General features: G+C 71.7%; 13 protein-coding genes and 1 pseudogene. 10 read left to right on the top strand and 4 right to left on the bottom strand.

All coding sequences use genetic code 11. The features are described 5' to 3' along the window. The 6 genes and pseudogenes from ABZ749_RS15435 to pdxT form a co-directional block, all read left to right on the top strand. Window positions 1-371, top strand: a pseudogene (locus ABZ749_RS15435) (CDP-alcohol phosphatidyltransferase family protein); the annotation flags it as partial. 46 nt (window positions 372-417) lie between these two features. Next, window positions 418-1,350, top strand: coding sequence for a phosphatidylinositol mannoside acyltransferase (locus ABZ749_RS15430; protein WP_357227986.1), 933 nt, complete (start codon window positions 418-420; stop codon window positions 1,348-1,350). A 16-nt stretch (window positions 1,351-1,366) separates the two neighbouring features. After that, window positions 1,367-2,527, top strand: coding sequence for a glycosyltransferase family 4 protein (locus tag ABZ749_RS15425; protein WP_357204359.1), 1,161 nt, complete (start codon window positions 1,367-1,369; stop codon window positions 2,525-2,527). An 81-nt stretch (window positions 2,528-2,608) separates the two neighbouring features. Then, complete coding sequence (locus ABZ749_RS15420; RefSeq protein WP_357227983.1) at window positions 2,609-3,112, top strand: hypothetical protein; 504 nt, start codon at window positions 2,609-2,611, stop codon at window positions 3,110-3,112. 159 nt (window positions 3,113-3,271) lie between these two features. After that, a complete protein-coding gene (gene pdxS, locus ABZ749_RS15415; RefSeq protein ID WP_357227980.1) occupies window positions 3,272-4,189 on the top strand; it encodes a pyridoxal 5'-phosphate synthase lyase subunit PdxS in 918 nt (305 codons plus the stop codon). 2 nt (window positions 4,190-4,191) lie between these two features. Beyond that, the gene (pdxT, locus tag ABZ749_RS15410; protein ID WP_357227978.1) at window positions 4,192-4,797 is read left to right on the top strand and encodes a pyridoxal 5'-phosphate synthase glutaminase subunit PdxT; all 606 of its coding nucleotides are present in this window, start codon (window positions 4,192-4,194) and stop codon (window positions 4,795-4,797) included. Window positions 4,798-4,812: 15 nt separating this feature from the next. Here the strand turns inward: pdxT and ABZ749_RS15405 are convergent, their stop codons facing one another. Further along, window positions 4,813-5,664: a helix-turn-helix transcriptional regulator gene (locus tag ABZ749_RS15405; RefSeq protein ID WP_357227988.1), complete on the bottom strand. Its 852-nt coding sequence runs from the start codon at window positions 5,662-5,664 to the stop codon at window positions 4,813-4,815. 104 nt (window positions 5,665-5,768) lie between these two features. Here ABZ749_RS15405 and ABZ749_RS15400 point away from each other — a divergent pair, with 104 nt between their 5' ends. From ABZ749_RS15400 to ABZ749_RS15390, 3 genes are all read left to right on the top strand, one after another. Continuing rightward, the gene (locus ABZ749_RS15400) at window positions 5,769-6,428 is read left to right on the top strand and encodes an NAD(P)H-dependent oxidoreductase (RefSeq protein WP_357227975.1); all 660 of its coding nucleotides are present in this window, start codon (window positions 5,769-5,771) and stop codon (window positions 6,426-6,428) included. Between the two features lie 250 nt (window positions 6,429-6,678). Beyond that, complete coding sequence (locus ABZ749_RS15395) at window positions 6,679-7,431, top strand: YebC/PmpR family DNA-binding transcriptional regulator (protein ID WP_091401738.1); 753 nt, start codon at window positions 6,679-6,681, stop codon at window positions 7,429-7,431. 110 nt (window positions 7,432-7,541) lie between these two features. Beyond that, window positions 7,542-8,183: a DUF402 domain-containing protein gene (locus ABZ749_RS15390; RefSeq protein ID WP_357227973.1), complete on the top strand. Its 642-nt coding sequence runs from the start codon at window positions 7,542-7,544 to the stop codon at window positions 8,181-8,183. Window positions 8,184-8,195: 12 nt separating this feature from the next. On the opposite strand, the gene ABZ749_RS15385 is transcribed toward ABZ749_RS15390, so the two are convergent. Further along, entirely contained in the window at window positions 8,196-9,188 is a 993-nt protein-coding gene (locus tag ABZ749_RS15385; RefSeq protein WP_357227970.1) for a helix-turn-helix domain-containing protein, read from the bottom strand. Between the two features lie 252 nt (window positions 9,189-9,440). Here ABZ749_RS15385 and ABZ749_RS15380 point away from each other — a divergent pair, with 252 nt between their 5' ends. Continuing rightward, window positions 9,441-10,469: a peptidoglycan-binding protein gene (locus ABZ749_RS15380; protein WP_357227967.1), complete on the top strand. Its 1,029-nt coding sequence runs from the start codon at window positions 9,441-9,443 to the stop codon at window positions 10,467-10,469. A 70-nt stretch (window positions 10,470-10,539) separates the two neighbouring features. Here the strand turns inward: ABZ749_RS15380 and ABZ749_RS15375 are convergent, their stop codons facing one another. Then, the gene (locus ABZ749_RS15375) at window positions 10,540-12,333 is read right to left on the bottom strand and encodes a carbohydrate binding domain-containing protein (protein WP_357227964.1); all 1,794 of its coding nucleotides are present in this window, start codon (window positions 12,331-12,333) and stop codon (window positions 10,540-10,542) included. Window positions 12,334-12,511: 178 nt separating this feature from the next. Beyond that, on the bottom strand, window positions 12,512-13,573 hold the full coding sequence (locus ABZ749_RS15370; RefSeq protein ID WP_357227962.1) for an ABC transporter permease: 1,062 nt from the start codon (window positions 13,571-13,573) through the stop codon (window positions 12,512-12,514). Window positions 13,574-13,626: the final 53 nt, after the last annotated feature.

The raw sequence follows: 13,626 nt of genomic DNA, 5'->3' as shown, positions 1-13,626 counted from the left end.
GCGGCGTCCACTCAAGCATGGACCGGGTCGCCGACAGCGCCGTCTTCGGCGCGGTCGCGTACTGGCTGGCCACCGAGGGCGACCACTCCGGTGTGGCCGCCGCGTTGGTCTGCCTGGCCGCCGGCAGCCTCGTGTCCTACGTCAAGGCCCGCGCCGAAGGGCTCGGCATGACCTGCAACGTGGGCATCGCCGAACGCACCGAGCGACTGCTCATCGTCGGGGTCGGCGGGATCCTCACCGGTGTCGGTGTCGATCCGGCCCTGGAGATCGCGCTGTGGCTGCTCGCCGCCGTGTCGATCTTCACGGTGGGGCAGCGGATGACGCACGTCTACCGCCAGGCCCAGCAGCTCCAGCCGGACGGCCAGGCATGAGTGGCGTGCCGGCGACCCGGCGTCGGAAGAACTGCGGCCGAGTCGCGTGAACCTCACCGAGCTGGGCTACATCGCCGGGTGGCGGGTGGTCCGCGCGCTACCCCGGCCGTTGGTGGCGGCGGCGTTCCGGGCGGGCGCGGACCGCGCGCACCGCACCGGCACCGGGGGTACGGCCCGACTGCGCGCGAACCTGCGCCGGGTGGTCGGCCCGGAGCTGCCCGACGCCGAGTTGGACGATCTCGTCAAGCGCGGTTTGCGTTCGTACGCCCGGTACTGGATGGAGGCGTTCCGGCTGCCCGGCCTGAGCCGGTCGCAGATCCTGTCCGGTTTCCGGCTCGACGGCGCCGAGCTGCTCGCCGCCGACGTGGCCGCCGGACGGGGCGCGGTGGTGGCCCTGCCGCACGCCGGCAACTGGGATGCCGCGGGCGCCTGGGTGGCGGCCACCGGTTGGCCGATCACCACTGTCATGGAGCGGCTCAAGCCGGAGGGCGTGTACAAGCGTTTCCTGGCCTTCCGAGAGGTCCTCGGGATGGAGATCCTGCCGACCCACGGGGGGCCGCGCCCGGCGTTCGACGTGTTGCTGGACCGGCTGCGGGCCGGTGCGGTGGTGCCGTTGCTGGCCGACCGGGACCTTTCCGCCCGGGGGGTGGAGGTGGACTTCTTCGGTGGGAAGACCCGGATGCCCGCCGGGCCGGCGTTGCTCGCACTGCACACCGGCGCGCCGCTCTACGTGGCCTCGCTGTGGTACGAACCGGATGCCGCCTGCGCGTCGCTGGTTGGTCCGTTACCGGTGCCGGGCCCCGAGGTGGGGCCGCTGGACCAGCGGGTCCGGTCGCTGACCCAGCTGATCGCCGACGGTCTGGCGGCGGGTATCGCCCGCCATCCGGAAGACTGGCACATGTTGCAGCGGATGTGGCTGGACCAGGCGAGGTCGGGGGCGGGCGCGGCGCTGCCCTCGTCGGCCTCCGGCCCGGCCTGAGGAGGTGGGCTGACGGATGCGGATCGGCATCGTGTGCCCGTACTCCTTCGATGTGCCCGGTGGGGTGCAGAACCACGTCATGGACCTGGCCGAGGCGCTGATCGCGCTGGGCCACGAGGTCAGCGTGCTCGCACCGGCCGACGAGGATTCGCCGCTGCCGGAGTACGTGGTGTCGGCCGGGCGGGCCGTTCCGCTGCCGTACAACGGTTCGGTGGCTCGGATCGCGTTCGGCCCGGTGTCGACCGCCCGGGTTCGGCGGTGGATCACCAACGGTGACTTCGACGTGCTGCACGTGCACGAGCCGCTCACGCTGAGTTTGTCGCTGCTGGCCGTGCTCTCCGCCCGTGGCCCGGTGGTGGCCACGTTCCACACCGCGATGACCCGTTCGCGGGTCCTCGCCGCCGCGCAGGGTGTGCTCCAGATCGTGTTGGAGCGGATCACGGCCCGCATCGCGGTGAGCGCGCTGGCCCGCAAGGTGCAGGTCGAGCACATGGACGGCGGGGCGGTGGAGATCCCCAACGGGGTGGCGGTGGCCAAGTTCGCCGACGCCGAGCCGTTGCCGGGTTGGCCGGGGGAGTGCGCGGCCGGCACCGGCGGCACGCTCGGCTTCCTGGGCCGGTTCACCGAGGCGCGCAAGGGCTTCCCGGTGCTGCGCGACGCGTTCGTGGCGCTGGCCGCCACCCGGCCCGGTCTGCGGTTGCTGGTCGCCGGCCCGGGTGACCCCGACGACCTGTACGACCAGTTCCCGGCCGAACTGCACGAGCAGATCACGTTCCTCGGCCTGGTCAGCGAAGCGGACAAGGCGCGCATGTTGCGCAGTGTGCACCTCTACGTCGCACCGAACACCGGCGGCGAGTCGTTCGGCATGATCCTCACCGAGGCGCTGGCGGCGGGCACGACGGTCATCGCCAGCGATCTGGACGCGTTCCGGCGGGTGCTCGACGGTGGGCGGGCCGGCCGGCTCTTCCCCACCGGAGACTCGGTGGGGCTGCGTGACGTGCTGACCGAGCTGCTGGACGACCCGGCCGCGCGGGCCACGCTGACTGCCTGTGGCGATCAGGTGGTCGCGAATTTCGACTGGCCGGTGGTTGCTCGCCGCGTTCTGGAGGTATACGCAGCGGCGATCGAGGCAACCGACGGGCGGGTCATCGACCAGGAGTGGGTGGGGCTGAGCTGAGCCGGTGTGACGGATGGTGCGGTGGTGACCGGCGAGACCGGTCCGGCCGCGCCCAATCGGACGAAACGGAGCAGCACTACGATGCCGCACATGTGGTGGGTGGTGGCCGCGAGCGTGGTCGTGGGGCTGGTCGCGGCGTACCTCATCTGGACCGCCGGCCGGGTGGAGCGGCTACAGGGCCGCGCGGAGCTGGCGGCCCGGGCTCTCGACGCCCACCTGCTGCGCCGGGCGGCGGCAGCCGCGGTCCTGGCTGAGCGGCGTTTCGGCGTCGAGCTGTACGCGGCGGCCCGGATCGCCCTGGACGCGGGTCCGGACGAGCGGGAGGCGGCGGAGAACGACCTCACCCGGCAGTTGCGCGGTGTCCAGTTGGACTCGGGCGACCCGGACTGCGCGGCGGTCATCGCCGCGAGCCGTCGGCTCGCGTTGTCCCGGCAGGTGCACACCGATCTGGTCCGGGACGCCCGTTCGGCGCGCAGCCGGCCGCTGGTGCGTCTGTTGCGGATGGGGCGGGGCCGGGAGTGGCCGCGTTACTTCGACATCGACGACCCGACCCTCGTCGTGCCGGCGGACGTCCCCGCCGCCTGACCTTCGACGGTTGCCGCACGCTCCCGGACGGGTACGGCGGGCCGGTGACCACTGCCACAGCGCAGGCCACCGGGGGTCTGATTGGCTGTCGGTGCGGCGTTGCACCGCGCGTAGCATTTCCGCCGCCAGCCCCAGAGCACGTCCAAGGAGCGATGACCCGTGCCCGAAAACACCGCCTCGAACACCGGTAACGCCCCCGTCGTCGGCACCGCCCGCGTGAAGCGTGGCATGGCCGAGATGCTCAAGGGCGGCGTGATCATGGATGTCGTCAACGCCGAACAGGCCAAGATCGCCGAGGACGCCGGAGCCGTCGCGGTGATGGCCCTGGAGCGGGTGCCCGCCGACATCCGCGCGCAGGGTGGGGTGTCCCGGATGAGCGACCCCGACATGATCGACGGGATCATCGAGGCGGTCTCCATCCCGGTGATGGCCAAGGCCCGCATCGGCCACTTCGTGGAGGCGCGGATCCTCCAGTCGCTCGGCGTGGACTACGTCGACGAGTCCGAGGTGCTGACCCCCGCCGACTACGCCAACCACATCGACAAGTGGGCGTTCACGGTGCCCTTCGTCTGTGGAGCGACGAACCTGGGCGAGGCGTTGCGCCGGATCACCGAGGGTGCGGCGATGATCCGCTCCAAGGGCGAGGCCGGCACCGGTGACGTCTCCAACGCCACCACCCACATGCGGAAGATCCGCCAGGAGATCGCCCGGCTGGCCTCGCTGCCGACCGACGAGCTGTACGTCGCGGCCAAGGAGTTGCAGGCCCCGTACGAGCTGGTCAAGGAGGTCGCCGAGAGCGGCAAGCTGCCGGTGGTGCTGTTCACCGCCGGTGGGATCGCCACGCCGGCGGACGCGGCGATGATGATGCAGCTCGGCGCGGAGGGCGTGTTCGTCGGGTCCGGCATCTTCAAGGCGGGCAACCCGGCTCAGCGGGCCGCCGCGATCGTCAAGGCGACCACCTTCCATGACGACCCGGACGTGCTGGCCAAGGTCTCGCGGGGCCTCGGCGAGGCGATGGTCGGCATCAACGTCGACGAGATCCCGCAGCCGCACCGTCTGGCCGAGCGGGGTTGGTAGGCATGGGCGCGCCCACCATCGGCGTGCTCGCGCTCCAGGGTGATGTCCGCGAGCACGTGGCGGCGCTGGCCGCGGCGGGCGCGGACGCCCGCCCGGTCCGCCGTCCGGCGGAGCTGGACGCGGTCGACGGCCTGGTCATCCCGGGCGGCGAGTCCACCACAATGAGCAAGCTCGCCGACATCTTCGAGATGCGCGAGCCGATCGACAAGCGGATCGCCGACGGCATGCCGGTCTACGGCTCCTGCGCCGGGATGATCATGTTGGCGACCGAGGTGCTCGACGGTCGACCTGACCAGCGGGGCTTCGCCGGCATCGACATGACCGTCCGTCGCAACGCGTTCGGCCGGCAGGTCGACTCGTTCGAGGCGCCGGTGACCGTCACCGGGGTGCCTGGCGAGCCGTTCCACGCGGTGTTCATCCGCGCGCCGTGGGTCGAGCGGGTCGGTGCCGGCGTCGAGGTCATCGGGGTGGTGTCCGACGGGCCGGCCGCCGACCGGATCGTCGCGGTGCGACAGGGCAACCTGCTGGCCACCTCGTTCCACCCGGAGCTCACCGGTGACCTGCGCGTGCACGCGTACTTCGTGGACCTGGTCCGCGCTGCCGGGTGACGGGGTGCCCGTCGCTCAGCCGGCGACCGCGCGCAAGCGCCCCGGGCGGCGGCCCGCCAACTCGTCGAGCGCGGTCGCTGTGGCGGCGTCGGCGGGCAACTGCACCACCAGCCGCTGCGGGTCGGCCTCGGCCAGCTCCAGCGTCTCGACGTTGAGGCGGAGCAGCCCCGCCTCCGGGTGGCGCACCGTCAGCAGGCCGGCCCGTGCGGCGGTCACCGGTCGCCGCCGCCAACGGTCGGTGAACGGCGCTCCCACCGTCCGGGCCAGCCGCTCGGCGAAGGCGTCGCTGGCCGGGTCGCCTCGCCGCAGCAGGTGCAGCTCCGCAACCTGCTGGTCGGCCACCGCCGACCACTGCGGGTAGTGCCCGCGGGCCCGCTCGTCGGTCAGCACGAACCAGACCAGGTTCGGTCGCGACCCGTCCAGCAGGCCGAGCGGGCGGGCCAGCCGCTCGAACGGGTCGTTCCAGGCCAGCACGTCACCGAGCCGGTTGAGCACGTACGCCGGGGTGTCGCGCAGCGCGTCGACCATGGCGCGGACCGTTGGCCGGACGGTACGGGACACCGTAGGCCGGTCGCCCGAACAGAGCTGTCGGGCGTGCTGGGCCGAGGCGAGCTGCCGCAGGTGTTCCCGGTCGGCGCTGTCCAGGCGCAGCGCGTCGGCGAGCGCGGCGAGGATCTCCGGCGACGGCCGGGTGTCGCGGCCCTGCTCCAGCCGGGTCAGGTATTCGACGCTGACCTGCGCCAACGTCGCCAGTTCGGCTCGGCGCAGCCCGGGGGTGCGGCGGCGCGGCCCCTCGGCGAGGCCGACCTCGGCCGGTTGCCGCGCCTCGCGACGACTGCGGAGGAACGCGCCCAGCTCTCCGTCCATCACCGACCCAGTCTGGCAGTCGGCATCGGCTGCTGGGTGGCCCTGACAGGGCCACCCTCGCGGCGGTCTCCCCGGCTCGTGCCGTCGCGCACAGGATCGTGGTCATGAGAAACGCACAGAGCATGGGTCCGCTGCGGATCGGCCTGATCGTGGGCAGCACCCGTCCCGGCCGACGTGGCACGGCGATCGCCCGTTGGGCCATGGAGGTGGCCGAGCGGCACGAGGTGGTACGTGTCGGGGACGCCGTCTGCACGCTCGTCGACCTGGCGGAGCAGGAACTGCCACTGCTCGACGAGCCGGTGCCGGCACTGTTCGGCGACTACCGGCGCCCGCACACCCTGCGGTGGGCGGCCGTGGTGGACGCCTGCGACGCCTTCGTGTTCGTCACCCCGGACTACAACCGTTCGATCCCGGCCGCGCTCAAGAACGGCATCGACTACCTGTACGCGGAGTGGACCGACAAGGTGGCCGGGGTGCTGAGCTACGGCGTACGAGGTGGCACTCGGGCAGCCGACCACCTGCGGGCGATTCTGACCGAGGTGCGGACCGTGGTGGTGCCGACGGAGGTGGCACTGTCGATCTTCACCGACTTCGACTTCACCGGCGCCGACCCGGGTGACCCGACCGCCGGCCGCTTCGCGCCGACCGACGGCCGGGAGGCGGAGTTGTCGGCGATGCTCACCGAGATTGTGACCCTGTCGCGAGCAGGGCGTCCGCTCGACCCGGCACGGGTGGCGGCCGACCAGGCGGAGCTGGTGAGCTGAGATGGAGACCATCCTGATGAGGTGAATCCGCTTTCCCGGCGTCTGCCCGATTTGGGCAGGCGCGGGGAGGCCGCCACGCGCGGTGCGTGACAGCGACCCGAGGGACGTCGGTAGGATTGCGGAGATTCGGCAGGGCCATCTGCCCGCCACGGCTTCCACCAGAGCTGACCGGCACCTCCGCGTGCGCCGGCGGGAGCGGGGCGTGAGCGGTGCGGTCGATGCAGACGGCGGGTAGCAACGGAGGTAGAAGATGTCCGGCCACTCAAAGTGGGCGACGACCAAGCACAAGAAGGCCGTCATCGACGCCAAGCGCGGCAAGATGTTCGCCAAGCTGATCAAGAACGTCGAGGTGGCCGCGCGGATCGGGGGCGGCGACCCCACCGGCAACCCGACGCTCTTCGACGCCATCCAGAAGGCGAAGAAGAGCTCGGTGCCGAACGACAACATCGACCGCGCCGTCAAGCGCGGCTCCGGCCTGGAAGCGGGCGGCGCCGACTGGCAGACGATCATGTATGAGGGGTACGGCCCGAGCGGCGTCGCCATGCTCATCGAGTGCCTCACCGACAACCGCAACCGCGCGGCAACCGAGGTACGGACCGCGCTGACCCGCAACGGCGGCTCGCTCGCCGACGCCGGCTCGGTGTCGTACATGTTCTCCCGCAAGGGCGTGGTGATCGTCCCCAAGGAGGGCACCAGCGAGGACGACGTGATGCTCGCCGTCCTGGACGCCGGCGCCGAAGAGGTCAACGACATCGGTGAGGCGTACGAGGTGGTCTCCGAGCCGACCGACCTGATCCCTGTGCGCACGGCGTTGCAGGACGCCGGGATCGAGTACGAGTCGGCCGAGTCCTCCCTGATCCCCAGCGTCAACGTGCCGCTGGACGAAGAGGGCGCGCGCAAGATCTTCAAGCTGATCGACGTCCTGGAGGACTGCGACGACGTCCAGAACGTCTACGCCAACTTCGACGTCAGCGACGACGTGATGGCAGCGGTAGACGCCTGACCTGACCTGGCCTCGCCGCGCTTCACCCCGCCGCGATCTTGCACTTTCTGACCCGACACACCGGGCAACATCTGGCATATCGCCAACAGAAAGTGCAAGATCGCGGCGGGATGCGGGTTGCGGGGGTGTGGGTGGTGGTGGCGGGGTTTGCGGCTGGTGACATCGTGGTGCGCCGTGAGGTGCTGCGGGGTGAGGTCTGGTTCGGCTGCCCGACGATCTGCGTCGAGGATTCGCCTGACCTGCTCGCCCTCTACCTCCCACCGGGGGCCGAGTTCGGCTTCCCGGACACCGGCGTCTTCCCCTGCGGGCGGCACCCGTGGGAGGCCGCCGGGCACCGCTCCTGGTCCGGGCACGGCAAGCTGATGCTGCAACGCCCCGGTGAGGCGCACTCGATCGACGTGTTCTGGGCCGGGCCGGCGCGCGAGTTCGCCGGCTGGTACTTCAACCTCCAGGACCCGGTGCGGCGTACCCCGATCGGGGTGGACACCCTGGACCACGAGCTGGACCTGTGGTGGGCCGCGGACGCCGACCGGTACGTCTGGAAGGACGTGGAGCTGTTCGCCCAGCGCCTCGTCGAGGGGCGCTACCCGGGCATGGCGGACACCATCCAGGCCGAGGGTGACCGGATCGCCGCCCTGCTCGACGCCGGTGAGCGCTGGTGGGACCGGTCGTGGGCCACCTGGCAGCCGGACCCGGCCTGGACGGCGCCCCCGCTGCCCGCCGGCTGGGATCAGGTGCCACCCGCGCGTTGAGCGGCGGCGACGTCAGTTCCCGGGCAGCGCCGTGACCAGGAACACCTGATCCGGGCCGCCGGTGCACGGCTCGACCAGCGCCGCGTTCGCCACGTCGCTGTCGTCGTCGCGCAGGCCGACGCACAACTCGCTCCGGTCGGGCCGGATCCGGTACGCGTCGGGATTCGCTCCGGTCGGTTCGAAGTGGAACACCTGCGTCGGCCTGTTCGCGTTGCAGTCCTTCGCGTTCCAGGGTTCGAGGAAGTTCCGTCCGGGATCGTCCTCGCGGATGGTGAGGCAGCCCTTCCCGAGCACCGGGTGGACCCAGTGGATGAAGAACATCCCGTCGGCCACCGGTTCGAGCGAGGTGTCCGGTGGGGTGGCCTCCGTGCAGGGCCGCTGCACAGCTATCTCCTTCGTGTACTGGCCGGTGCGGTCGCGGCCCTCGGTGAGGCAGAGGTGCGGGCTGCGGGCGGGGCGGATCTGGCTGAGCCCCGCGCTCGGCGAACGGGCACCGTCAGCCGCCGACGCGGTCGGATCGGTGGTGTGGGCGGTCTTCCCCTGTTCGTCGTCGCGTCGTTCGATCCAGAAGCCCACGCCGAGCGTGGCCAGCAGGGCGACGACGAGCAGCGCCACCGGCGCGGGGCGCGCGAACCAGCGTGGGCGGGTCGGGCCAGAGTGCTCCGGGGCCACCGTCGTGACCGGGTCGACCGGTGGCGGGTCCGCCGCCGGGGACGGCGGGGTCAACTGACCTGCCGCGAGGCGGTGCCGGGCCCGTAGCCACGTCTCGACCTGTTCTCCCGCGCCGCACGCCCGCACGAACGCGGCCACCACCTCGGGGCGTGGCAGTGTGGACCGTCGCAGGATGTCCGCCGCGGTGCTGCGGGCCAGGACGTCGCCCGTCGACGCGGCGCGCTGTTCCAGTTGTCGGTAGGTGAGTCCCGACCGGTCCTTGAGCTGGCGCAGCATCTCGATGAATTCGGCCGGGTCGGACGCGTCGTCCGGGCGTAGCTCCCCCGTGGTCATCGCCCGATTCTCCAGACACCGCGGACGCGAGGGCAAATCAGGTCCCGGTGACTGTCCGACATGGTCGGACAGGATCCGGACAAGCCGCTGTGAGCTGCCCGGACAGCCCAGCGCGGTGACCAGGGCATTGTCCTGGTCGAGCGGGTTACCTAACGTCTTTGTCGATGGCCGCGCCGCTGACCGGCGTACGGCCGACCGGCTCGCGCCGGCACGGGTTCGGGCTGGACCACACCAACCACACGGGGAGATTCGATGGATGACGCTGTCCGGGATCCGGTGCCGCAGGCGGCCACGGCGGGGGAGTACGTGGCGTCGCTCAGGGAGGTGCGGCGGCGTTCCGGTCTGACCTATCGGGAACTGGCCCGGCAAGCCTCGGCGGCCGGGCACTGGCTGCCGCCGAGCACCCTCGCGACGATGCTGGGGCGGACGACGCTGCCCCGGGAACGCACCGTCGTCGCGTTGCTGGCCGCCTGCGGCACCCCTGCGGTCGAGGTCGACAGGTGGCTGGAGGCACGGCGGGACCTCGAAGCTCGCCTCGGCGAGCACTGTCGAGGGGAGAGCGACGCGCAACGGACCCCTGCCGGCCCGTCCACCGTCGTCGCGGCGGACATCCGCCCGAGCGTCGGCTCGGTTCCGCCGCGGCCCGAAGCGCCCTGGCCGGCCCGTCGCTGGCTTCGGCTGGCGCTGCTGGCGGTGCTCGGCGTCCTGACGGTCGGGGCGACCGGGGCGCTGCGACCTCTCACCCCTTCCACAGTCGACAGTTCGCCGACCGTCGGCTGCCCGGAGGTGCTGCGCCAGGGCATGTACGGCCCCTGCGTGCTGAGCCTCCAGGAACATCTGGTGGCCGACGGACTCACCGTCCCGGTCGACGGCTGGTTCGGCCCGGACACCACCAGCCGGGTGATGGTGTTCCAGGCGTTTGGCGGCCTGCCGGTCAGTGGCACCGCGGACGAGCGGTTGTTCGACGAGTTGGCGGGCGATCGCACGGTGCCCGCCACCTGGTCGGAGGACCGGATCGGCAAACACCTGCGGCGGACGTTCCCGGAGGACCCGGCCGGGGCGGTGCAGGTGGCGCGCTGCCTGTCCGGCCTGGACCCGTACCGGGTGGAGGTCGTCGAGGACGGATCGCGCCGCTGGGGGTTGTTCCAGTTCAGCGAGATGGAGGTGTCCCGGTTCGGCGTCGACCGCCAGACGGCGCTCGACGCGGCGTGGAACATCAGGGCGGCACGGGAGGTCTGGTCCCGTACCGGCGACTTCAGCCACTGGAACTGCGCGGCGTAGCTGTCACGCGTGCCGCTCCCCGTCCGGTCCACGAACCGGACGGGGAGCGTCGGTCATCCGGACCGACGGTTCACTGTCGCAGGCGGTTGGCGAAGACGTACGCGCCCACCGAGCGGCCGGTGGCGAGGCCGGCGTCCGCGTCGAAGCGGTAGTGCACGCCGAGGTAGATCCGGCTCAGCGCGTTCTCCTCGGCGGCGTGGTCGAAGCCGGTCATGTGCCGCACCACGCCCACGGCGTGCGGGTCGTCCGTCGTGGCGTCGAAGGCGATCGCATCGGTGCCGAAGAACCTCTTCATCACCGCCGACCAGGCGCCCGCGAAGGTGGCGTGCCCGGAGATGTAGGCCGGGAACGCCGGGGTGTACGGCACCCCCTCGCGGGTCTTCGACAGCGGTTGCCAACCGGGGCCCTCCATCGCCTCGATCGCCGTCACCGGCCGCCACAGGTCGATGGGCGTCTGGTACTTGGCGTCCCAGGCGGCGATGGCGGCGTCGGCGAGGGCGAGGGCCACCAGCCCGAAGAGCCGGGCGTTGGCGAGGATGCCGAGCTGACGCTGCTCCGACACGATCCGGGTGTGCGAGAAGAGTTGACCCGGTGGCTTGTAGGTGCCTCCCAGGTCGTTGGCCCAGAAGAACGCGATCTGTGTCTGCTCGGGTGTCCGCAGCGACGACGTCCGACCGCCGTAGTCGCGGATCTCCTGCACCTGGGTGCGGTACTCCTGCTTGCCGAGCAGGTCGGCGTACCCGGTGGCGCCGGCCGGTAGGCCGGGCCGGAACTGCCGGCCCGAGGTGAGCGCGAACGGGGTCACCAGTCCCCAGTTCGGGCTGACCGCCGCCTTGCCGTTTGTCGGCCGCCACGCGCCGGGCACATTCTCCTGCACCGGGTAGGCGGTGGGGTTGTCGAAGCCGTCGTTGGCGCGGGCCTGGAGGTTGGCGGCGGCCGCCGCCGCACCGACGGTGTCACCACGGGCTACCTCGGCGGCGTTCACCCCGGACGGTCGGAGTGCGACAGCGGCGGCGAGGGCCGCGGAGTAGGACTGTCCCTGACCGCCGTACAGGGCGGTCAGCACGTCGTACGCGGCCCGGTCGATGGCGGCGTGCACCGACGGCGCGACGACGTTGTCCATGGTGCCCGGGTAGCTGACCGGCACTCGTACCCGGTAGGGGTTGCCGACCCCGGTGACCGAGACGGCGGCGTCGTGCATCGCCGCGTGCAGGATGGCGGCCTCGCGCGACGAGGAGGTGGGTGGCAGGTCCAGCGCCTTGTAGGTGGCCAGCAGGACACCGTTCCAGTGCAGGATCGGGTCGGTGGCCGGGTTCACGGCCAGCGGGGTGAGCGAGATGTTGTCCAACCGGACTGTCGAGGCGGTCTGGCCGCCGAAGTGGAACAGCAGCACGGCCTTCGGGTCGCCGAACGGGGATACGAAGTCGAAGGTGAAGCGGCTCATCGAGGACGTCAGCGTGACGTTCTGGTCGACGGCGGAGGTGAAGGGCGTGTCCGCCCGGGAGACCGAGACGCGCAGGGAGCGGCTGACGTCGGCCGAGGCGTCGAACTGCAACCGGTACGGCTGCGCGGCCGTCACCCCGAACTCGAAGTGACCGACCAGGTCCTCCCAGACGGGCTTGCCCACTGTGGCGCTGGTGCGGACGCGCAGTTGCCCGGCGTTGACAGTGGTGCTGGTCGAGGCGAGCCGGGTCCACCAGGGCTGAGTGCTGCCGGTGTCGAACGTGCCGTTGAGGATGAGGTCGCCCGGAGCCGCGGCGGCCGGCGCGGGGCGGACGAGGGCGGTGAGGGTGCTGGCGAGCGCGACAGCGAGCACGACGCTGAGCAGACGGCGGAGTTGCCGTGCGGTGATCGGTGGGGACATCGGGAGCCTTTCCGGTCCGGAAACCGGCGACGACCAGGTCGTTGCCGTGAGGATCGGCTCAACGTAGGAGTGTTCGCGCTGTTCGCGGCCACCGAACAGCGCTCGGCACGGTGCCGTACGGCAGCGGGCGCCGGCGTCCGATCAGGACACCGACGCCCGGGCGGGGCGGACCGCTGGCTCAGCCGATCGTCTCTCGCTCCCGCCAGGCGGTGCGCAGCGAGGTCCGGCCGTTGGTGCGCAGCAGTGACCCCTCGTACACCCGGGCCCCGGCGAGGAGGAACGCGCCGGCGGCGAGCACCAGGAGGAGCAGTGAGACGATCGGCTCCCAGCCGGCCGCGTCGCCGGTGAAGAGCCGCAGCGGCATGGCCGTGGGCGACGAGAACGGCAGGTAGGACAGCACGCGCATCGCCGTGGCGTTGTCGTTCAGGAAGATGACCGCGAAGAACGGCAGCATGACGGCGAGCTGCACCGGCGTCGAAACGGCGGCGATGTCCTCCTGCCGGTTGGCCAGCGCGCCGGCCGCGGCCCACATGGCGGCGAGCAGCACGAAACCGATCAGGAAGAACGGTACGAACCAGCCGATCGCCGGGGCGAGCAGGCTGAGCAGACCTCCGCTGTCGCCGATCTGCAGCCCGAGCACCGCCACCAGCGCGATCAGGGCGATCTGCGCGAACGCCAGGATGGCCCCGGCCACCACCTTCCCGGCCAGCAGGGCCCGCACCGGCACGGCGGCGACCAGGATCTCCACGATCCGGGTCTGCTTCTCCTCGATGACGCTCTGCGCGATCTGCACACCGAAGGTCTGCGAGGTGATGAAGAAGACGAACGCGAAGACGAACGGCACCAGGAACGCCACCACCGGATCGACAGCGTCCGGGTCGAGCAGGCGGACGGTCGGCTGGGTGCTCAGGGCCGTCACCACGTCGTCGGGGGCGTCGTCCATGGCCAGGACGGCTGGCCCGGTGACCACCGCAGCGTCCACGTCGTCGTCGCGGACGGCCTGCTCGGCGGCCCGGTCATCGGGGACGACCCGGACTTCCAGCCCGGCGGCGCGCAGCGGCGCGGCCAGGCTCTCGGTCACCGCCACTGTGGACGGCCCGCCGGAGAACAGCGGCGGCAGGATGGTGCCGGCCGCGGCGATCAACAGGAAGAACAGCGTGCCGAACAGGAAGGTGCGGTCGCGCAGTTTGACCCGGATCTCGCGTTCGGCGACCAGCCGGGTGGCCTGGGTGACGTTCACTGGGTGACCTCTCGGAAGATCTCGGTGAGCGAGGGGCTGACCGGGCGGAAGGC

It is taken from the genome of Micromonospora sp. NPDC047753, assembly GCF_040642735.1.
Lineage (GTDB): Bacteria > Actinomycetota > Actinomycetes > Mycobacteriales > Micromonosporaceae > Micromonospora.
This window is presented reverse-complemented; position numbering and strand designations above follow the sequence as displayed.